Genomic DNA, 21,036 nt, shown 5'->3' on the forward strand with positions numbered 1-21,036 from the left:
CCTGTTCTTCAGCATCGCATCGCTATCCTAATTGAAAATGACCAAATCGGGCAGGCAAATGAAAGTTTACAGCCCCCGTGGGCTGCCATGCCTGATACTCCCGATCTCCCTGCACATTCTCATCAATGCGGTAAACGTTGACCCTCCAGCATACGCCTTTAGTCAGGGGCGACTTGAAGTTACTCGCTGGAATATGGATCACATACACCCGATGGCCCTGACGATCCACTTCTACAGCCGTTTGCAACCCCTCCAGCTGCCAGGTTACATCTGCCTTCAATTCGGAACCTTCGCTGTTATTGTGAATGAGTGCATCAAATATTACGTTGTGCGGACTGACCTCCAGTTCGATATAATTCCTGCCATCGCCCTGTTCATCGATGAACAGTTCAACCACATCCTGCTCATACAATGGCTGATCCCTTTCCGTGAAATCAGATACAACGTGATCATCCTGGCATATAAAGCGAATATGCAAATATTCGGGACTCCAGCCAAAACGGACTTCTGTGGATTGATGAGGTGGCCTGCCTGTTACCGTGTCCACCAGCTCCACTGGAACACATCGTTCCCAATCCGCAGTCGAGGGGAATCCACTCTGTGCAACTGACCTGAGTGATTCGCAGCAATAACTCGTGCTCCGTTCCACAGGGAGAGAGCGCATCTGAATCCTCTCCTTTTTTAGCTTAATCCGTGATGTTGTCTCTCTCGTAAGAACATGTGATAATACATATATTATAAATATTTTACGTGATCATTTATTTAGGAGATAAAGAGATTATTTGCACAATTCCGTTCAGTTTTAATTAAATCTGTTTGTGCCAATCTCATTGAAAAAGGAGATGGAGTTTATGTCTCTCCAGCAAGCGGTATATCCTCTGCAACGAACCGTCACTTACAAAGAATGGTCTCCCAACGTGCATTATGCTCAGTTCCAGAGTCTTCCTCCCGGCAAGCTGGCAAAGCGGCGTCTGTATGATTTTGAACTTCTGTACGTCTCTCAAGGTGAAGCTGCAACATATATGAACGATAAACACCATATTTTGAAGGCGGGTCAGCTAATTTTGCTACCTGCCGGTGTCTATCATCAGAATGAGGTGGTTTCCAGCCCGGAAGCACGTTTCATTGGCATTCATTTTGATTTCTTTAACGAATTGACCATTCTAACCGAGGCAGATATGGTTGTTAACGAAGAGACTGTTCTGCATCAAAAATTCGCAGTGGAAGCTTGCGTAGAGGGCATGACGCCGCTATCTATCAACCCGGTGTATACCCCTTCTCCAGCTACCGTTCAGCTTATGGAGCAATTGGTACATGAATTTACGATGCGCCCACCGGGATATGAACTGGTGTGCAAAGCCTTGATGCTGCAAATATTGACCCATCTGCTACGTTCATCCTGGCGAAGTTCGTCACGCCATGATTCGGTACACGGAGAGAAGCTGCTCGAACTCATGAAACGTATTGAGGCCGCCCCTTCCGACCCGTGGACCAATTCGGGCATCGCCAAACAATTGAACCTGAGTGTGGATCACATGGCCAAATTGTTCAAACAGATTGCGGGCATGCCGCCCAACGAATACATTCAATCCATCCGCCTGAGCGAGGCACGCAAACTATTGCGGGAAACCGATCATTCCATTGAGGCTGTCGGTGTACAAAGCGGTTACCCGGACATTCATTATTTCAGCCGTATGTTCCGCAAATATGAAGGCATTTCCCCCCGGGAATACCGGAAGTTGTCCAGAATGTTATAAAAAAAGGAGCAGCCTGCCAATCTGCAGTCTGCTCCATGTGCCTTATGTTACCCGTTAGTTTCATCAATGAAGCTTTTCATTTGATTTAACTTAGTGTCCACTTATTTCAATTATAATTTTTCACTATTCGGTGCTTGACTATGTAATCTCTTTATTGCAGAAAATAATGATGTTTTTCCTACAGTAGACATCCCTTCGATAATTGCTCCTTGACTCATCTTCCTTCTCCTCCTATTTCGGTTAGCCGTAAACAGATTCTTGACATTGACCTCTGACAAGAATCTGTACCACTGAAAAAAAAACCCGCAATTAATGCGGATTCAGTGCAGACCATATCCTTGTTATGAAGAAGCTCATTACAATTGTTGGGAATGTGATCATATTCCTGTCATCCGAGACTCAAGCCTGCACCGTCAGTCTTCCACATCACAGCATGCTTGTGCGGAGCTTTTAGACTGGATGCAATTTTGCTTATCTAGCCCTGTTTTGGTCCCTGTCTCACAAACGGGATGCAGTCCTAGAATACGTTAGTTTTTTTCCACGTAACCTTTTAGCTACCTACCCGATCTAATATATAAGTAACGTTACGAACATTCGAATACTTCTAGTCAAGAAAGCAGGTAAATCTTTGCATATTAATCCTATTGTCATCAAAGCCAAAGCTGGGGACTCTGAAGCATTCGTACAGTTGATGCAAGAGATAGAGTTACCTTTGTATAGAACTGCAAGGTCCATCGTCAACAAAGACGAAGATTGTTCAGATGCCCTGCAGGAGACGATGCTTAAAGCCTTTAAGTCCATCCATACACTCAAAGAGCCCGCTTTTTTCAAAACGTGGATCTTCCGGATTCTGATTAATGAATGCAACAAAATGATCAAAAACAATTCAAGAGCTCTCCCTTATGGAGAGCTTCCCGACGTCCCTTCCATTTCCAAGGATTATGAGAAAATCGAATTATGGGATGCCGTTCAACATCTTGAGGAGAACCTACGGATTGTTATCCTCCTTCATTACCTACAGGACATGCCGATCAGTCAAATTTCCGACATTCTCGAAATATCTACGGTAGCCGTAAAGACCCGGCTGCATCGCGCCCGCAAAAAGCTAAAACATTCATCTCAATTCAATCAAGAAATGGAGCTGCGACATGGTAAACACTAAGTTAGAAAAACAATTAAAGAATTGCCAAAGCCTACTTCCCGAACAGTTATCGGATATCGTCCGCTCCAAGCTGAATGAGACTTACCAAATCATCAGGGAAACTGATAATTCCAATTCCCACGTTCAGAAAAAGAAACATGTATCAAAAAATTTTAATAAATGGTGGATTTCCACTGCAGCCGCTGGAATTCTTGGAGTTACAGTCCTTGCTTCCGGCTTTGTATCGCCCGCAATGGCTGATGCACTCAAGCAAATTCCGGTTCTGGGACAAATCTATTCATTATGGGGCGAAAACAACGAAGATTCCGGTGTTCAACAAGCCAAGGATTTCATTACAAACGTAAACCAAAGCGTGACCCATGGCGATGTGACTATGAATATTCCAACGTTGTTATTTGACGGAACCCGAATTCTTATGAATATAACCACTCCTGGAAATCGCCTGGATTCGGAACCCAATTCACTGCCTTCTGATGCCAATAGAGGGGCAGTGGACACGTTAGAGGTCCTCTATAAAGGCCAGCCTCTGAGCTGGAATTCCGAATTTATGGACGGTAAGACTGCTTCCAGCTTAATCGTTCAGGTTACCAACACTACTGGCATAAACCAGAATGTCCAGTTCCCTGATCAGTTTGACTTGAATGTAATTGTAACGTTAAAGGGTTACGATATCCCGTTCCAATTCGTTCTGCCTGTTAACAAAACTACGCCCGTTACCGTTCTGACTTCAGAGGAGATCAAGCATCATGATAACATTAACTTGCAGATCAGTAAGCTGGAAATCACCCCAATCACAACGCAGTTATCCGTTGAGTACAAAACCAAACCGGGCCAGAGGATGGAAAAAATGCTCGCTTCTATCCCTTCGGAATACAAGGGTGCTAACGGGGGCATCATCGCTCTTCAATATGATATTGTGGATGAACATGGCGTTCAACTGAAGCCCATAGGTTCTCATCCCATTAGCGAATCTTATAATATTCGCTTTGAACCCTTCAAGACGCTACCGCGTACCGTAACCATCAAACCGTATTTAGTCGTATCCGAAGGTCAAGCCCCAGCTGGGGTTATAGGACGGTGGGAAAACAAAAATATGATAAAGAAATACATCCCTGAGCTAGAGACTGTACTTTCTGTGCAATAGTTTTGGATATAAACAGATTTTCTAAACATTTTTCAAACCAACTATCAAGTCTATACCTAAAGAAAGTAGAGAAACCAATTAATGATAGTAATTCGGCCTATGCCTATATTATTTATATTCGCAATAAGAGTGATAATTCGGAAGTAGTGAGCTTTGGGGTTGATAATATTAAACCAATCACAATTGGCAATAATAAAGGTTATCAAAGATACAAAGTAACTAACTCTTTTGACTATGAAACATTCCGTACGTCTGTTGATAAACTTCTTACTGAAAACTAGAACACAACAAAGTAAGGGAAAAGTCTGATCGTTTAGACTCTTCCCTTACTTTGTTGTATTTCGAATTAGTATATAACATTAACTGCGAGGTGATTTTAATGTGGCAAGGATCGTGTGCGGAACATTGAACAGAATATGAAACTGCAATTGTAGATTGCTTTAATTCCTGTAAGTTTGGATAGATATTATTTCTAATACGCAGTTATACTCATGCTTTCCCTCCTTTTGAATCATTTTTAATAACTTCAATCCACTTGTTAATGGTCTCACTAAGCATCTATTTTCTTTTCAAATCGGAGAAGTAAGTACAAGGTTACCCCAATGGGAAACCAGACATTCGCGATGAGTTGTCCCCAAGTTGGAACATCATCCATATTGGTTCCTCCTATCTTATAGGTTAGAAAAACTTCACTAGTGTGTTTTGATAATTAACAGCATGTACTTGAAGGTTTTTTTTTGATTAAGAGGGTTAAGGAGTTCATTGTTAAACGAGTTTAAAACTCTATTTTAACAATTTATCCCTGTTTTTAAGTCTTCTCCTTCCTAACAGAAACTTTTGGGAGATCATTTGAGTGTTACCAGTTTCAGCGGAGAATCTACGTTTAAGAGTTGAGAAGTTTAGAGGGGGACGTAATGATTAATCATTACGTCCCCCTCGTTTAGTTCGTTAATTATAGGAACAAGTAACCAGGAAGTGTGGTACTGTCTGTAAATCGAACCATACTGCGTACTACTCGGAACCCAGATACCCCCGAGGTTCCACCAGTCACGGCCTTAATCGCTCCCTCCGTTACATAGTAGGTGATAGGGAGACGAGAATGTGGTTGTCCCCAGCAAATAAATCGTTCGCCACAACCACATTTATACCATCCTCCACCATTTAGTTCCTGAATTTTCACCCCACTTTCATCGGAAACCGATGCAAAGCCTTGAGTTCTCATTTGATGTTGCGAATACAGTGGACATGGATTATCAGCCATTTGTAATTCCTCCTCTTTATTTTTTTAGTAACGCTTGTTTGGCGTTCTGTACTATAAAGAGAAGTGAGACCGTTAATTTACAACCTAGTCGCAATCTTTTGTACTCATGATCATAATAAAACTTCGAAACTTAAAAAAATAAAAAGGGCCATGGTGAGATTCGCTTAGAATGAAGTCATCACCATAACCATTCACACAAGGAATCTATCACGGGCCGTAAAAATAAAGGTCATATTTCTTAATGAAGAAATAAATGAAAACTAAAATACAGTGCACAACCAACGAAAGGATATATGTGAGTATGTTTAACCTTGGCGGACTCTACTACTTCGAATAATGCAGTTAGAGACATAAAGATAAAGAAACCAGATGAAAGCGAAAGGGCAATACCCGACAAATTTTCGAAGCCACTCCAACTTCCGTTTAAAAACAGCGGTCCCACCATCCCTAGTATTGTAAACATACTTAAATACAAGAGGTAAATCATTAGTCGTAATGTTGAACTCACCCATGTAACTAGAATCATGGCGAACATGAGCATCTCTGTAAACTTATGTATTATCATTGTTGTTAAGAGAACAGCTCCAGTGTTGTCTTCCATGATAAATCCGATAGCCATCAACATACCATCAACCAAGCTATGAATACCTGTCCCGATCATGATAAACATCAACGCTTGACTTGGTACCTGGGCTGCTTCGTGCCGATGGCTAATGTTATGCATTAGAAACGGAATTAAAATGCCAAGAACAATAAATATTAAGCCTTCATGCGTAAACTCCACCGCCTGAGGTATAAGTTCCATAACGGTAAAAGTTAACAATACACTCATATTGATCGCAACAATTGGAGTCTTATGCTTTACAATCCATCGGCTATACCGATTCACTACCATGCTCGAAACAACAGCAACTGTGATTAGAGCTATTGTGATTAATATATAAGACATCAGGCTCTCATCCCTTCACTTTGTCCTTCTAGTTCAAACATATGAACCACTTCGATAAATTTAACAATCAGTTCTTGCTTCAAATCTTCTCGATTTTGAACATTCGTTTGGTATAATGTTTTTTTGATTTTGGGTTCAAATCGGTAAATCATTTCTAACATTGCCTCTGGGTTATTTTGTTTTGCTTGTTGAATGAGTTCTTTCCATGTTTTACTCATAATTGTCCTCCTTATATACCGTATTTGAATTTCAATCCATTTTTTAATGGTCTCACTTAGGATATCTATCTTCTTTTCAAAGGGAAGAAGTAGGTATGGTGTTACACCAATCGGAAAACCAATATTAGTTACAATTTGTTCCCAAAAAGGTATATTATCCATATCCAACACCTCCGTTCTTGATGATAGCTTTACGGAGTTTTTCTAATGCTTTTTTTCTAGTTTTCGAAACACTTTGTTGTGAAACTCCGAGGACATGAGCAATCTCCGTATCACGCAGCAACCTACAGATAGAAAGATTAACTACCTCTCGTTCTCGAGTAGTTAGACTCAGAAAAGCAGCATAAAGTGAAGGGTCACTGATTTGCTCTTCTAATGGTTCAGATATCGATTCAGTATCGCTTTCCTCCATAGCCTCATCTTTCACATCAATATCATCCAAAACCAAAGCGTAACGCTCGGTTATTTTCCTTATTTTTTTGTCAAAATGGATGGAATTATAGTGAAGCATACTGGAGATGTAGCCAATAAAACGTTTCTCCTCCTCAGAAATTCCTGGTTGATCTACCTTATTTTCTTGGAGCATACGGCCCCCTCCCCTATCCTATAAAGATATATTACTGGAAAGATTAACAACACATATAAGAACATTTGTTCTTATTTTATCATAACATTTTATAGGTTTTATTACGTATAAAAGGAGGGGATTTTAGGGATGAAAAAAGACGATAAATTGGAGCCAACTATTCCTGAAGGTATTTAATGAAAGATTAAGCCTGGTTATATTGCATACTAATAAGAGTGCAATCAAAGCACAGTGAGTGAAATGAGGCAAGGCATGGAAACAATAAATTAAAGATGGCTGTACGTAAAGTCAACAAAAGTTTAAAGGTTGGAGTATGGAATCTGGCTTTTTTAACGATGTTTTGGTCCTATTACTGAAAAAAGCAAACGTTTTAAAAATAACAAAAGGACGCAAGGAATACACTGGTACCCATAGACTGGACACTTTGAAAAAAAGGTGTTGGACTGTGGGTACCTTTTTGTATGCTGAAGCAAGCAATGGGGGGATTACATCATGAGCAAAAAGCGATTCACAGAAGAAGAACGTGAACAGATATCAAAGAACAGATATGTAAGGAATGTTAGTGACAAAGCCATAACCTATGCAGATGAATTTAAGTAGTTATTCATTGACGAATATATGATGGGAAAGGCACCTAGAGAGATCTTTGAAGCTCACGGGTTTGATGTTACCGTAATTGGAATGAAACGACTAAAACAATCTGCCGGCCGTTGGAAAAAAGCCTACGATCATGGAGGGATTATTGGGTTGTCTGACTCCCGAAAAGAAGCCTCGGGTCGCCCTTTACAAAGAGAGTTATCGCAGGAAGAAATCATTGCAAAACAAGAAGCACGGATTCATCTACTCGAATCTCAAGTAGAACTGCTAAAAAAGCTAGATACGAAAGAAAGGTTGCTGGTAGCAAAGGGAATGAATCTAAGTAAGATTAAGTTGTTCGAGGTCATAAAGGAAGCCATGGATCAAGGCTTGGGACGTATGACAGGATACCTCTGCTCATTGCTTAACGTATCTCGTTCGGGGTATTACAGCTACTTACAAGCTGCAGATTTACGTTTAGAGCGGGTTCGTTCGGATGCTGAGGCAGGGAAGCTGATTAAAAAGACTTTCGAACGAAGGGGTTACAAGAAGGGCTCACGCTCCATCAAGATGATTCTTGAGCACGAGAGTTTGGTGTCATCTATAACCTAAAGAAAATCCGTAGATTGATGAAGAAATTTAACATCATATGTCCGCATAGAAAAATCAACCATTATAAACGCATGGCCAAAGCTACGCTGGAACACCGGACCTTACCCAATACTCTACAGAGGGACTTCAAGAGGGGCATACCCGGTCTGGCCTTGCTTACGGATATCACGTACCTTCCATACGGCCGATCCGGGATGGCCTATTTGTCGACCATACTGGATGGCTCAACGAATGAGGTCCTCTCTCACAACATATCCCATCGGCTGACATTAGACATTGCCACGAATACTGTTGACGCTCTCAAGAAACAGAACCGTCTAAAGCTCCAAAAGGATGCTTTCATCCACTCGGATCAAGGCAGCCATTATACCAGTCCCATCTATCAGGAGTTGCTAAAGAAGCATGGGTTAGGTCATTCGATGTCCAGACGCGGAAACTGTTGGGACAATGCTCCCCAAAAATCGTTCTTCGGCCACATGAAGGACCATGTCGATCATCGTAGTTGCCGTTCCCTTCAAGAGTTACAGCAAGAAATCGATCGTTACATCCGCTATTACAACAACCGCAGATATCAATGGGGATTAAAAAAGATGACCCCTTTTCAATACAGGAATCATCTATTGTCCGCTTCTTAAACGATTATTGTCACTCTTTTTTTAGTGTCCTTGACATGGGGTCCAGATTACTATTTTTACATGATTAGTCCTTATTTTATTTCTTACTTTGTTATAGGAATAGATAGCCAGGAAGTGTGGTACTGTCCGTAAATCGAACCATACTGCGCACTACGCGGAAGCCGGATACTCCCGAAGTTCCACCAGTTACAGCCTTGATTGCCCCCTCAGTGACGTAGTATGTGATAGGAAGACGTGAGTGTGGTTGTCCCCAACAGATAAACCGTTCACCACAACCACATTTATACCATCCACCGCCATTGAGTTCTTGAATCTTTACTCCACTCTCATCGGAAACCGATGCAAAGCCTTGAGTTCTCATTTGATGTTGCGAATACAGTGGACATGGATTATCAGCCATTTGTATTCCTCCTCTATATTTTTTAGTAACGCTTGTTTGGCGTTCTGTATTATAAAGAGAACTGAAGCAGTGATTGTACAACCTTCAAATAAAAAAATTAGAACATACTTAGGTCATTGCTATCCAGAGATCAAAAATCAATAATGTATTGTATCTGTCTCCCATGACCATATTCCCTTAAAGTGACATCTTCGATCTACTCAATTTCCATCATTGGACCGGGAAATTTAATCTATTCTTTTAAACGGGGGAATCAGGACTAAAAAAGACTTTTATTGGGGAGTGAGACCTATTATGGGCAAATCCACTACATCCCCCATGGTAATTATGGTAAACTATAACTACAGAAGGGAGCTGTTTCTTTATGAATATGAGACCGAATAACTTAAATGGTTCCGAGGATGAAGCAACGAAAAGAAGAGCAGAGGAACTCGCTCGCCAAGCTAAAGGAAGCTCACTGAAAAGTGGAATTATAACCACCTTGGTCTTAGCGGTCATTATTATTGGCATATTTTATGGTATAGCTTACTTTAGAACCAATTAAAATAGGTAAGTATAACATCGTGTCTTTCTTTGTGAGTGCTTTGAAACCCAGTCTTTTGAGACTTGGGTTTCTTCTCATTTAATTAACGTACTAATACAAGAGGACGTAATGAAAAATCATTACGTTCTCTTGTATTATTCTTAATGAGTTATAGGAACAGATAGCCAGGAAGTGTAGTACTGTCTGTAAATCGAACCATACTACGCACTACGCGGAAGCCGGATACTCCCGAAGTTCCACCGGTCACAGCCTTGATTGCTCCTTCAGTGACGTAGTATGTGATGGGAAGACGAGAGTGTGGTTGTCCCCAACAGATGAATCGTTCGCCACAGCCACACTTATACCATCCACCACCATTGAGCTCTTGAATTTTTACTCCACTCTCATCGGAAACTGATGCAAAGCCTTGAGTTCTCATTTGATGTTGCGAATACAGTGGACATGGATTATCAGCCATTTGTATTCCTCCTTTTATTTTTTAGTAACGCTTGTTTGGCGTTCTGTATTGTAAAGAGAAATGAATTGGTGAATATACAACCTAACAGCAAACTTTTATAATTCTACAAGTAATCCATCGTAGGGAACTATGGTTACGCATCTGATTTGGCTATCTTTTTCTCTAATTCCATATTTAATTTCAAAGAAGACCTCCTGAATAATGACAAGCTAATTAGACTTGCAAAGATGGCTTAGGCTGTTCGAACTGCTATGTCTTATCCCTCGTCAAGAATATTGTCGATTCTAATCTCAAGGGAAGTAACAACACCAGGAATTCTTTACATTGCTTTTTTTTTGCTTGTATAGCTGGTTTTTCTACCTGTAGTCCCCAGATGATACCTTATCACTCTAAGAAAAAAACAAGATTTCTAATTTCAACTTTAAGTCAAATAAGATTTTACGAGCCAGGAAATTGAATTAAATAAGTAACATATGGTAAAATTATCCTTAACCAGAGGAGGTAATTAACATTATGAAAAAGTTTTCGTCCATTCTTGGATTAACTTTATTATCCGCCATCTTGGTGACAGGATGTATGCAAGACAACACATCTAGTGAAACTGAAGCAGAGTTGCCTGTTGAAAGTTCAAAAACAGAAGCCGTTGATGAAAGTTTACAGACTCCTGAAAAAGACCAGGTAAATGAACAGGAAATCGAAGAAGCAACCAAGGTAGCTGAAAACTATAAGACGAAGGAATATACGATCAATGATATTCCGGAAACTTCAGAAGAAATAGTTGTTGAACGAAATAAAGAAATAGAACCATTTTTTGCTGAGAATCTGAAAGAAAAACCGGTTAATGCAAGCAATATTGCACTAGCTTTACAAGCTGCCGAAACTCAACAAGCTTCTTTGAATCCTGAGAATATGAAGTTTACGGTCTATCAGGTACTAGAAGATTACGTTGATCTGGATTACACGATGGATCTTGTCTTAGAAAAACAAGATGGACAGAGTGAGCGTGTCCCTTTAGAGGGAAGGTTGACGCTCATAAATAAAAATGGCGAATGGCTTATTCAAGCTGACGATTTTGATAAAGCTGCTTTTACAAAACTAACCCAGAAAAAATAATCAACAAAGGGTGCCAAACATGGCACCCTTTGTTGATTATTCTAGTTTTTTCGGTTTTAGAGTCGGATTATATTTGCTCCGAGCTTTTTCCTTTCTAATTCTATTAATATCATTATAAAAAAAGTCGACCAATGAAAAAACCGACGTCTTTTTTTCGTATTTAACTCCGTATCTCTCTTTATTCTTTACAGTTAATAGCAACCAATCACGTCAAAAGCTAAATTCTTGATTTTATTGATCTATCGTCTCTCGTTAGCGTAACGGCGTATAAAGCCTAATATAATTTAGATACACGTCTAACGATACATTTGTACATACCACACTTTGAACCCATGCCGCTCATAAAAATCGATTCAATCCAAATTTGATGAACTTGCAAGTGCGTGAGTTACACCGTCACTTGTAGCTCAATACATTCAATAAAGTTATTCCACGTTATTTCTCTAAATTCCACTAAACTTTACCCTCCACTTGCCTTTCTGTCCTATACTATAGAAATTGAATAATAATAAAACCTGACCATGTATAGTGATTTTTGTATATTTTTATTAAACTAACCTGCCCGTTAGCTTAACCTGAAATTATAAGGCAGTCCACTGGTGCATACTGCATCAATTCGATAAACAGTCCTTATATATTTATTTCTAACTTTCATACATTTGTTTTGCAGTTATTTTGGTGCTTGAATTCAGAATCCATGAAATTACCAAAAGCTATTCTCGCTTGCCATTGGAAGACTGGCGGAATATGCAGCGGTACGGGACGATCATTTTGACAGCCACTTCATACGGATGATCCAGATAATCGAGCAGCTGTTTAACCGCGAACATACCCATCTCCAGCTTGGGTACATGAATGGTCGACAACGGGGGAGAAGTGAATTCGGATATTTCAATATTATCTACCCCAAAAAAGGCGATATCCTCCGGAATGCGGAGCCCCTGTTCGGTTGCAGCACGCATGGCCGCAATCGCCATCATATCACTGGCTGCAAAGATGGCTGTAGGTCTGTTCGCATTGTTGGTAAATGCCTGCTTGGTCAATTCATAACTCAGCGAAACATCCCATTTCACATCGATCACCCAATCATGATCAATAGGTAATTCCGCATCAGTCATGGCACGCCGATAACCAAGAAACCGTTTTTCCTCCAGAAAGTCATTCTTGAATTCTGCTCCACCAATGTAGGCAATGATCCGATGACCTTGGGCAATCAGATGATTCGTTGCCTCCCTCGCAGCCTCTTCACGATCATAACCGACGACCGGAATGTCCGGGTCCGTAATATCCACACCCACAACAGTCCTTACATTGGTCTTAAGCCAGCGATAGGCTTCCGGATCAATCCGTTCCACCACAATCATGCCATCAATCTGATGTTCCTTCACCAGAGACTGCAACTGCACGATATCCCCATCGTTTTCGATGCTATACACAAATTCCAGGCGCATGCCTGCTTCAGCAAGCTGCTTCTCAATCCCTTCCATAATGACTGAAAAATAAGGACTGTTGTATTTATTTTGGGGAATAGCCACCACACAGCCGATCGCATATGCCGTTTTGGGCTGGACCTTCTTCTTCTTGGCCGGACGCTGTGAACGATAGCCCAGTTCCTCAGCGGTGTCCCATATTTTTTTGCGGGTTTCATCGCTGACTGATCGATTGACATCGTTCTTCATCACACGTGAAACGGTAGAGATCGATACACCAACGCGGTCTGCAATATCCTTCAATTTTGCCATGTGAAGTCCCCCACCTTTCCTCAACCTATGTATTTAAACCCCATTCGTATTGGGGCAATTTCATCTCTGCAAACACAAATTTGCGGCAAATATAATTCTATATTTCTACTGGACAGAAGTCAATGAAATGGTGCACAGGCGCAGTCTTTTATAAAACAAAAGCGGCAGTCAGGGAGCTTGCTGTCCCCCATAACTGCCGCGATTTTAATTCTTTTTAAGAAAACGTATGAAGCATTGCCACCTCTTTATCTGCTTATTGCATCTTTGAGGCCAAATCCTTAAGCGCTGCGTTCAGATCACCATCTCCGGCAAGTGGAAGTTTGAGTGATTGCTCACCATACGTCCAGACCAGATCGGTTTTCTTGGTTGTAAAGGGAGATACAATGCCATACTGCTGCGCATCCAGGAAGATTTTATTATCTTCACCTACAGTGGCAATATAAGCATCCGCTGCGGCCTTGTTCGCGGGAATCGAGTATCCCTGTTTCGCCAGTTCTGTCTGTCCTTCCGGACCTGCTAGCCAAGCCAACAGCTTGTAAGCTGCCTCTTCATGCTTTGTATTGGAGCTGATTGCAAGACCTGCTGGCTGAACAACGGTTTGGTTGGTTTTGAATTTCGGCAGATAGGAGATACCGTAATCCACGCCCGCCTCCTGGTAGTTGGTTGTATTCCAGCTGCCACCCGGATTCATCGCTACTTTGGATGTAGTGATCGCAAGATTCACCTGTCCACCTAAACCTTCAATCTGTGCAGGTGTGGTGTTAATCTTTTTGTTTTTGGTCATATCGATAAAATAGTTTAGCACTTCCATCGCTTCAGGTGTCTCAAGCGCAAGGGAACCATCGTCATTCACCAGCTTCGCTCCGTTGGACCACAGCTCTGGCTCCAGAAACCAATCCATCGTTGATCCCGGTGAAATGGACAAGCCCCACTGCACAATGTTTCCGGCATCAAAACCCGCTTCGTCTGCGCTTTTCCCGTTCTTATCCAGCGTCAGCTTGGTTGCAATGTCGGTAATTTCATCCCAAGTTGGCTCAAGCGATGGAACGGGAGCTTTATGAGGGTTCGTGGCTTCATTCTCAAAGATCGCTTTGTTGTAATACCATACGATGACGTTGGCATCGATAGGCAAGGATACTTGTTTGCCCTGATATTGGTGAAGACCGAGCAGACTTTTGTCCACATTGTTCAGATCAAACTGATTTTCCGCGAGCAAGCCGTCCAATTCCTTGAAAATGCCCAGCTCGGCGTATTTCTCCACGTATGCATAACTCGTTTTGAACACGTCCGGAAGTGTGCCCCCTGCTGCATTCGCTGTCAGTCCGTCCCAGTAGCTGCCCCAATCCTTGCCTTCGAGTTTGACCTTAATATCGGTATTGGCCTTCATGAACTGATCCAACAGTTCCTGTGTACGATGAAGCTCTTCTGCCGTCCCCCACTGGGAGTATGTGATTGTTACAGGTTCACTCTGGCTGCCGCCGGAACCAGAAGAGTCGGCGTTTTCGGACGATCCCCCGTTTCCACATCCACTGATCACCACCATTGTAGCAAGTACAAGTGCCCAAACATTGAATAGCCGTTTACTCTTCGCTCTCATATACACAGCTCCCCTTTAAGTCATATCAATAAGTCCTGTTCACCTGAAAACCGGAAAGCAGGCAGCCACTCTACCCTTTGGTGCCCGTAAGCACCACCCCCTCGACGATATAACGTTGTGCAAACAGATACAGCAGACCGATAGGTACAATACTGATAAATGCACCCGCAGCGAGCGCCGGTAGATCCTGGCTCGTCTGACCAATCAGCAGCTGCAAGCCCACACTCAGCGTGAACATTTCTGGGTTTTTGATATACAGGAACGGCCCCAGAAAATCGAGCCAAGAGTTCACAAAGGCAAAAATAATGGTCGTCATAATAATCGGTTTGGACAGCGGCATAATGACTCGTGCATATACCGTCCAGCGATTGCCGCCGTCCAGATATGTAGCCTCGTCCAGCTCCTGGGGAATGGTCATGAAAAACTGTCGGAACAGGAAGATATAATAGGCGCCTCCGAGCCAGGCTGGCACAATGAGAGGCAACCAGGTATCAATCCAGTTCAGTTTGGAAAAAAGAACGTACGAGGGAATCATCATAATGGATGGAGGGATCATTAAGGTAACAAGTACAACCGGGAACAGAATATTCCGATACTTGGTTGCAAAACGGGAGAAACCATAAGCGACAAGTGAACTGGACACCACCGCTCCCGCCGCAACAAAAAAGGAAATGATAAATGAGTTCTGAATCCACTGCCACATCATCGGCTGCACAGCGAACAACCGTTCAAAGGCTTCCAGACTGAATGTGTCTGGCAGGATGGTTGGAGGTACCTTGTAGGTTTCCGCTTTGGTTTTCAGCATGGTCGAGAGCATCCATACAAGAGGCCCTGCGAACAGCATTAATGCTACAATCAGCATGGTATATTGGGACGCTTTTACCGCTATTTTTCGGCTGTTCATGTAACTCTCCTCCTATCGTTCTCCCTCGTAATACACAAAGCGGTTTGATACTTTCATCAGGATCAGGGTGACAAGCGAGATCACGGCGAACAGGAAAATCGACTGCGTCATCGCCATGCTGAATTTCAGATCGGTAAAGGCCGACTTGTAAATATTGTAGACAAACGTATAAGCAGAGTAGTTCGGACCACCCTTAGATAGCAGCAGCGCTTCCGTAAACATCTGAAAGTTATACATCGTCTGAATAATGATGACAAACAGGATGGAAGGACTGATCATCGGCAGTGTAATCTGGAAAAATCGGCGAATCCCGCTTGCACCGTCAATGGCAGCAGCTTCATACAAATGTCTGGGTACATTTTTCAGTGCAGCCAGGAAGATCAGAACCCCACTGCCCGAGATCCAGACTTGAAGCATGATGATGACCGGCTTGATCGTATGCTCCCCGCCAATCCAGTCCACTTTGCCTATACCCAGCGCGCCAAGTCCGGCGTTCAGGATGCCGAATTCGGAGTTGAACACCAGCCGCCAGATAATAACTGTTGCCACAATGGGCACTAGGGTCGGTAAATAGAAGAAAGTGCGGAACAAGGCAATACCTTTGACATTGAAATTAAGCAGCATCGCCAGACCCAGCATACCTGCCGTTACGATCGGAACACCGAATACAACGAAATACATCGTGTTCATCAAGCTTTTCAAGAAGATGGGATCATCCATCATGTGCGTAAAATTATCAATGCCGACAAAGTTGAAGTTGGTCGCTCCCGGAAGTCTCGCATCCGTAAAGGCGTAGAAAACCGAAGTCCCAAAAGGAAATAGGAAAAAGGTGATAAATCCGATAATCCAAGGCAAAATGAAGAGAAAAAACAGCAGTGTGTCATATTTCCTCAACCTGTTCATGATGACACCCCTCAGCCTGAAATTTCTTCTAAATAGACGTACCGTTCTTCCAAAATGGATTTCTCTGCCGCCAGGGCAATAAGCAACGCGTTACGACCAACCTGCGCACTAGCAAAAGGCTTTCTGCCTTCCTTTACACATTTCAGAAAATCAATGCGTTGGGTCTGTCCACCCGTGTGTCCACCCATAATGGAATCCGAGGTCACATCAATCTCCAGATGGTCCTTCGTCCAGTCCTGCCCGCCAACGATGTCAATCGTCTTGTCATTACGGGCAACCATCTGGCCACCGTTCTCTCCGATCAGGCCAATCTCAAGCCCTTCTCCCATCAGATTGCGCGGTTTCAAATACATGCACAAGCCCAGATTGGCCTTACTGCCGTTATCATAATCAATGGTGATAAATGCATGGTCGACGATGGAGGTATCCGAAATTTCTTTCGTCGGATAGTGACTGTATGAATTCTGAATCCGATTGGGCTCTCCTTGCTTCATGACATGCTGGCCTCCAGAGGCAAACACGCGGACAGGCTTCGCCTGGATCATCCAGTTGAAAATATCGAAGTGATGACAATCCTTCTCTACAATCGCTCCCCCAGACTTGGTCTTGTCATAGAACCAATCCGCAGGCGGGAACGGGTCACGGAATTCCTTGCACCACATCAATTTCACGTCACCAAGACGTCCGTTCTCCAATTCCTTCTCCATTCGGCGATACAGATTCGAATATCGATAAACCAATCCGATCTGCAATACCCGTCCCGAGGCTTCCGCCGCTTCTATAATGGCATCACAGTCCTCAATGGTATGGGCAACCGGTTTCTCCAGAAATACATGCTTACCAGCTTCCAGAAAAGCGACTGCCACTTCGCGATGCAAATAGTTCGGAACACTGATAACCACCGCATCCAAATCTTCCTTAGCAAGCAGTTCACGATAATCGCTAACTATGGTGGGGTTGCTATTCTTGAGTTCAGCCAGCGTACGTGCCACATTGGCTTCATTCATATCACAGATATAACGAACCTCACTATCCTCGAGCAAATCAAAACCAATGCAATGATGTGACCCCATGTCTCCTACACCGATAAAAGCCATTTTTATCTTCCCCATGCTTACACTCTCCGTTGCTCGTAAATTTGCGGCAAATGCCATGAAGCCAATTCGATGTTAATAAATCTAACAGGACTGTGACTATGTAACGATAGTAAAATAGTTTTTATTCCTTGTCAATTGATTTTGGCTAAATTTTAAATAATTTTGCGGCAACATATTTGCGCTGTATTTTATATACTACTAAACAGTATAACTCTTTATTCATCATAAATTAAGCGTTTACATTTTTGTTGTATTATCATATACTTTAATTTGCATTCATTTTTATTTGCGGCAAATATTTTATTCCAGTTATGAATACTCATGTTCAAAATTCAATGAAACACGCCTATTTTCAATAGAAAACACAATAAATCCTGGAAAAATATCTGTTGAATCTCCTGTATTCATCCCCTATAATGCAATTTAGACACGGAATCCAAGAACCAAAAACACATTTTATATTTGCCGCAAACCAAATTCACACCTTTTTAGTTGTTTATTTCCCGATTACTACCATGACTCTTACATAAAACGTTACTATTCCGCTACTTCATGTGGATCAGAAAGGAGTTGAGCTCTCCTAACTCTCCCCTCATAACGAAATTCGGGGTGGGCAGAACGAGTTATCATTCAAAATCCATTATTCAGGAGGTATACCATGACAAGATTATTTGATAGAAGCAAGCGGAGCTTTGGACTGTTTTTGGCTTTTGTCCTCATGATTACTCTGCTATTACCTGCGGGAGCCTTGCCCAAAGCCTCTGCTGCAACCATCACCATTGATGGCAATGTCAGCGACTGGAGTAGCGTTAGTGCTCTCACCACCAATAGTGGCACTGCCCAGACGCTCAAAGTAACCAATGATGGAACCAACCTCTATCTGCTTATTCAAGGCTCTGGTCTGAGTACTACGATGGGCAACTTCTGGATTAATACCGATAACAATACTTCAACTGGTTACCAGGCTGCGGGCTGGGGAGTTACAGGTGTGGAGTGGCTGCTTGAAAATACGGGGTTATACCGCTATAGTGGCAGCGGAACCGACTGGGTCTGGAACTTCAACAGTACGTTGACCAGCTCTCAATTCTACCGCAGCTCCACCGTCATTGAGGTCGCTATTCCTCTCTCTACACTGCAAATCAGTGCAGGCAGCACCGTGCGAGTCGGGTATATCGACAACAGCTCGGATACGTCGAGATTGCCCGCGGCTGGACAAACACTGCCAGCTTACCTTCTGACCTCGGCTGGATCAGGTGGTGGTACGGGGAACAATACTGTGGTGAATCCCGTAGAGCTGGACAGCCCACTCAACAATCCATTCAAGGGCTGGGCGCCTTCGGCCAAGAGCACAACATATGCACAGCCACACAGGCTTGTATATGCCGGAGTGACTTGGAAGGAGCTTGAATCCACCAAAGGCACATATGATTTTAGTGCGATTGAAGCCGCCAACAATTTTGCCTACTGGAAAAGTAAAGGCGTCAAAGTGGTGTTTCGCTTCATTCTGGACAGCCCGACAGGACAGGCCCACAGAGATATTCCCGACTGGCTCTACAATGAGATGGTAGCCCGCGGAGAATCACCTGGAACCATATACAACGATACAACCGGAGGCATGGGTACGGGCAACAACATGGGCTTCTCTCCCAACTACAACTCCACCTATCTGCAAGAAAGGCACAAATTAGCCATCGAAGCCATTGCGGCAAGATACAACACCAATGATCGTCCGGTCGCCTTTGTCCAGATCGGTTCCTTCGGGCACTGGGGCGAGTTCCATACATGGCCTTATGTCGGACCAAATGGTGAAACCAATTACACAGGCGCTTTCCCTACCAATGACATCTCGAACAAATACGTTCAGCATTATATTGATGCCTTTGCTGGCAAAGAGGACAAAATGCAGGTTCTGATCCGGCGCAGTATCGCCCTCGCCAAAACCAATAATAAAGGCATGGTCATGGGCATGTTCAACGATGTATTTGGACATAAAGACAGCTTCGATGCCGATTGGGGCTGGTACACTGGCACCCAGAATGGCTATTGGGATGATATTGGTCAGCAACAGCCTGCACATGCAAACTTCTGGGAGACACGTATCTCAGGCGGCGAATTTTACGGAGGAGCTTCCGGCATGCTTGCGGCATTAACCAACGGTAGCGGATTTACGGAAACGTTGCGTCAAACGGAGCTAAGCAAACCAAGCTGGCTGGGACCGAATTCCCCTGCCTCGCTTCCTCTGAATCATGCCTTACAGGCCAATATCGATGCACTCAAGAAACGAATGGGTTACCACTTTGTGGTGAAGGAAATCTCGCACCCATCCACCATTAGCGGAAGCACGTTCACTACAACGATTAAGGTGGAGAATAAAGGTGTACAGCACTTCCCGTTTGCCTGGCCGGTTGAAATCCAACTGCGCAGCGGCAATACAGTGGTCGCCAAGAAAACAACAACCGTCAATCTGACCACGTGGAAAACGGGTACCTACACCCTGACCGATTCCATTCCGGTCTCCGGTCTTGCTGCCGGAACCTATGATATCGCGATAGCGATCATTGACCCAGAAACGAATAAACCTGGCGTAGACTTTGCCAATACAAACAAGCTGACCGACGGCTCGTTCAAGCTGAGCAGTGTAACGAAGTAATCTGTGATTGATTCGACTAGTGAAAATGCAAAGAGCAGGAATGCAGGGCACTATGCCCTCATTCCTGCTCTTTCTTTTTTTTGATGATAACTATATATCAACCGAACACAACAATCAGTAAACCCCAGCAACTCTCCTCTATACGTGAGGTACAGGTGTCATTTGATTGCGTTCCATCAGAATCCATAATTCATCAACCAATTCTTCTACGGAGTACGGTTCGGCTGAGGTAATCCACCATTCAATCATGCCAGCCAGCGCGGAAGCAAGGAATTGAATCATAATCCCCTTGTTCCTTCCCTGATTGATGCCACTCATGTCGATTTGTTTATCCAGTCCTCTCAACAGAGCAGCTTGCAAGCGGGTTCGAAATTCCGGGACACTTTGATCAGCCAACACTGCACCATAGAATAGGTCATGTTCTTTCAGATACCGAAAACTGTGCAGCAGAGCTTCTTTGGAAGGAAATATACCAGTGACTCCGCAGAAGAGACTGCTCTCGATCAGTTCCACCAAATGGGATTTTATACACTGATCCAACAAATCAAACTTGTCCATAAAATGCAAATAAACCGTTCCGCGACTTACATTCGCTCGCTCTGCAATTTGATTAATCGTGATTTGCTCAAAATTCTTCTCGGACAGCAGTTGAATAAAGGCATCTATAATCGATTCACGTGATTTTTGTATTCTTCTGTCCATTTTTACTCCTTTTATTATCGGATCTGA

20 protein-coding genes and 1 pseudogene are annotated in these 21,036 nt (G+C 43.0%); 7 read left to right on the forward strand and 14 right to left on the reverse strand.

Features of this window, described 5'->3' with window-relative positions; all coding sequences use genetic code 11:
- Window positions 1-22: 22 nt before the first annotated feature.
- The gene (locus tag gpAD87_RS21160; RefSeq protein WP_231952696.1) at window positions 23-556 is read right to left on the reverse strand and encodes a carbohydrate-binding family 9-like protein; all 534 of its coding nucleotides are present in this window, start codon (window positions 554-556) and stop codon (window positions 23-25) included.
- Window positions 557-851: 295 nt separating this feature from the next.
- Here gpAD87_RS21160 and gpAD87_RS21165 point away from each other — a divergent pair, with 295 nt between their 5' ends.
- The 3 genes from gpAD87_RS21165 (at window position 852) to gpAD87_RS21175 (ending at window position 4,063) form a co-directional block, all read left to right on the forward strand.
- Complete coding sequence (locus gpAD87_RS21165; RefSeq protein ID WP_064640442.1) at window positions 852-1,757, forward strand: helix-turn-helix transcriptional regulator; 906 nt, start codon at window positions 852-854, stop codon at window positions 1,755-1,757.
- Window positions 1,758-2,385: 628 nt separating this feature from the next.
- Entirely contained in the window at window positions 2,386-2,919 is a 534-nt protein-coding gene (locus gpAD87_RS21170; protein WP_064640444.1) for an RNA polymerase sigma factor, read from the forward strand.
- Complete coding sequence (locus tag gpAD87_RS21175) at window positions 2,906-4,063, forward strand: DUF4179 domain-containing protein (protein ID WP_064640446.1); 1,158 nt, start codon at window positions 2,906-2,908, stop codon at window positions 4,061-4,063. Before gpAD87_RS21170 ends, gpAD87_RS21175 begins: the two co-directional genes overlap by 14 nt.
- Before the next feature lie 550 nt (window positions 4,064-4,613).
- Here gpAD87_RS21175 and gpAD87_RS33000 read toward each other — a convergent pair.
- The 5 genes from gpAD87_RS33000 to gpAD87_RS21195 form a co-directional block, all read right to left on the reverse strand.
- Window positions 4,614-4,718 (reverse strand): YvrJ family protein, encoded by a 105-nt coding sequence (locus gpAD87_RS33000; protein ID WP_082935209.1) that lies wholly within the window; start codon window positions 4,716-4,718, stop codon window positions 4,614-4,616.
- A gap of 297 nt (window positions 4,719-5,015) precedes the next feature.
- Complete coding sequence (locus gpAD87_RS21180) at window positions 5,016-5,324, reverse strand: hypothetical protein (RefSeq protein WP_064640447.1); 309 nt, start codon at window positions 5,322-5,324, stop codon at window positions 5,016-5,018.
- 238 nt (window positions 5,325-5,562) lie between these two features.
- Window positions 5,563-6,156, reverse strand: a complete 594-nt coding sequence (locus gpAD87_RS21185; protein ID WP_197521456.1) for a ZIP family metal transporter — start codon at window positions 6,154-6,156, stop codon at window positions 5,563-5,565.
- Window positions 6,157-6,272: 116 nt separating this feature from the next.
- On the reverse strand, window positions 6,273-6,653 hold the full coding sequence (locus tag gpAD87_RS32640; RefSeq protein WP_082935210.1) for a helix-turn-helix domain-containing protein: 381 nt from the start codon (window positions 6,651-6,653) through the stop codon (window positions 6,273-6,275).
- Entirely contained in the window at window positions 6,646-7,077 is a 432-nt protein-coding gene (locus gpAD87_RS21195; protein ID WP_064640451.1) for a sigma-70 family RNA polymerase sigma factor, read from the reverse strand. The genes gpAD87_RS32640 and gpAD87_RS21195 overlap by 8 nt, the downstream gene beginning before the upstream one ends.
- A gap of 492 nt (window positions 7,078-7,569) precedes the next feature.
- On the opposite strand from gpAD87_RS21195, the pseudogene gpAD87_RS31565 reads away from it, so the two are divergent.
- Window positions 7,570-8,900: pseudogene (locus tag gpAD87_RS31565) on the forward strand (IS3 family transposase).
- 91 nt (window positions 8,901-8,991) lie between these two features.
- On the opposite strand, the gene gpAD87_RS21205 reads toward gpAD87_RS31565, so the two are convergent.
- Window positions 8,992-9,300, reverse strand: a complete 309-nt coding sequence (locus gpAD87_RS21205) for a hypothetical protein (protein ID WP_064640447.1) — start codon at window positions 9,298-9,300, stop codon at window positions 8,992-8,994.
- A gap of 364 nt (window positions 9,301-9,664) precedes the next feature.
- On the opposite strand from gpAD87_RS21205, the gene gpAD87_RS21210 reads away from it, so the two are divergent.
- On the forward strand, window positions 9,665-9,844 hold the full coding sequence (locus gpAD87_RS21210; RefSeq protein WP_064640452.1) for a hypothetical protein: 180 nt from the start codon (window positions 9,665-9,667) through the stop codon (window positions 9,842-9,844).
- 148 nt (window positions 9,845-9,992) lie between these two features.
- Here gpAD87_RS21210 and gpAD87_RS21215 read toward each other — a convergent pair whose 3' ends face one another.
- Complete coding sequence (locus gpAD87_RS21215) at window positions 9,993-10,262, reverse strand: hypothetical protein (protein WP_197521457.1); 270 nt, start codon at window positions 10,260-10,262, stop codon at window positions 9,993-9,995.
- A gap of 552 nt (window positions 10,263-10,814) precedes the next feature.
- Between gpAD87_RS21215 and gpAD87_RS21220 the strand changes: the two genes are divergently transcribed.
- The gene (locus tag gpAD87_RS21220) at window positions 10,815-11,414 is read left to right on the forward strand and encodes a hypothetical protein (protein WP_064640454.1); all 600 of its coding nucleotides are present in this window, start codon (window positions 10,815-10,817) and stop codon (window positions 11,412-11,414) included.
- 713 nt (window positions 11,415-12,127) lie between these two features.
- Here the strand turns inward: gpAD87_RS21220 and gpAD87_RS21225 are convergent.
- From gpAD87_RS21225 to gpAD87_RS21245, 5 genes are all read right to left on the reverse strand, one after another.
- A complete protein-coding gene (locus gpAD87_RS21225; RefSeq protein ID WP_064640456.1) occupies window positions 12,128-13,156 on the reverse strand; it encodes a LacI family DNA-binding transcriptional regulator in 1,029 nt (342 codons plus the stop codon).
- A gap of 253 nt (window positions 13,157-13,409) precedes the next feature.
- A complete protein-coding gene (locus gpAD87_RS21230) occupies window positions 13,410-14,753 on the reverse strand; it encodes an ABC transporter substrate-binding protein (RefSeq protein WP_064640458.1) in 1,344 nt (447 codons plus the stop codon).
- A gap of 70 nt (window positions 14,754-14,823) precedes the next feature.
- Complete coding sequence (locus gpAD87_RS21235; RefSeq protein ID WP_053784043.1) at window positions 14,824-15,657, reverse strand: carbohydrate ABC transporter permease; 834 nt, start codon at window positions 15,655-15,657, stop codon at window positions 14,824-14,826.
- A gap of 12 nt (window positions 15,658-15,669) precedes the next feature.
- On the reverse strand, window positions 15,670-16,560 hold the full coding sequence (locus gpAD87_RS21240) for a carbohydrate ABC transporter permease (RefSeq protein ID WP_064640460.1): 891 nt from the start codon (window positions 16,558-16,560) through the stop codon (window positions 15,670-15,672).
- 11 nt (window positions 16,561-16,571) lie between these two features.
- Window positions 16,572-17,672 (reverse strand): Gfo/Idh/MocA family protein, encoded by a 1,101-nt coding sequence (locus tag gpAD87_RS21245; protein ID WP_064640462.1) that lies wholly within the window; start codon window positions 17,670-17,672, stop codon window positions 16,572-16,574.
- Window positions 17,673-18,315: 643 nt separating this feature from the next.
- On the opposite strand from gpAD87_RS21245, the gene gpAD87_RS21250 reads away from it, so the two are divergent.
- Entirely contained in the window at window positions 18,316-20,307 is a 1,992-nt protein-coding gene (locus gpAD87_RS21250; protein ID WP_064640463.1) for a DUF4832 domain-containing protein, read from the forward strand.
- Between the two features lie 138 nt (window positions 20,308-20,445).
- On the opposite strand, the gene gpAD87_RS21255 is transcribed toward gpAD87_RS21250, so the two are convergent.
- A complete protein-coding gene (locus tag gpAD87_RS21255; RefSeq protein WP_064640464.1) occupies window positions 20,446-21,009 on the reverse strand; it encodes a TetR/AcrR family transcriptional regulator in 564 nt (187 codons plus the stop codon).
- Window positions 21,010-21,036: the final 27 nt, after the last annotated feature.

The sequence above is a fragment of the Paenibacillus sp. AD87 genome, from assembly GCF_001659845.1.
Lineage (GTDB): Bacteria > Bacillota > Bacilli > Paenibacillales > Paenibacillaceae > Paenibacillus > Paenibacillus marchantiae.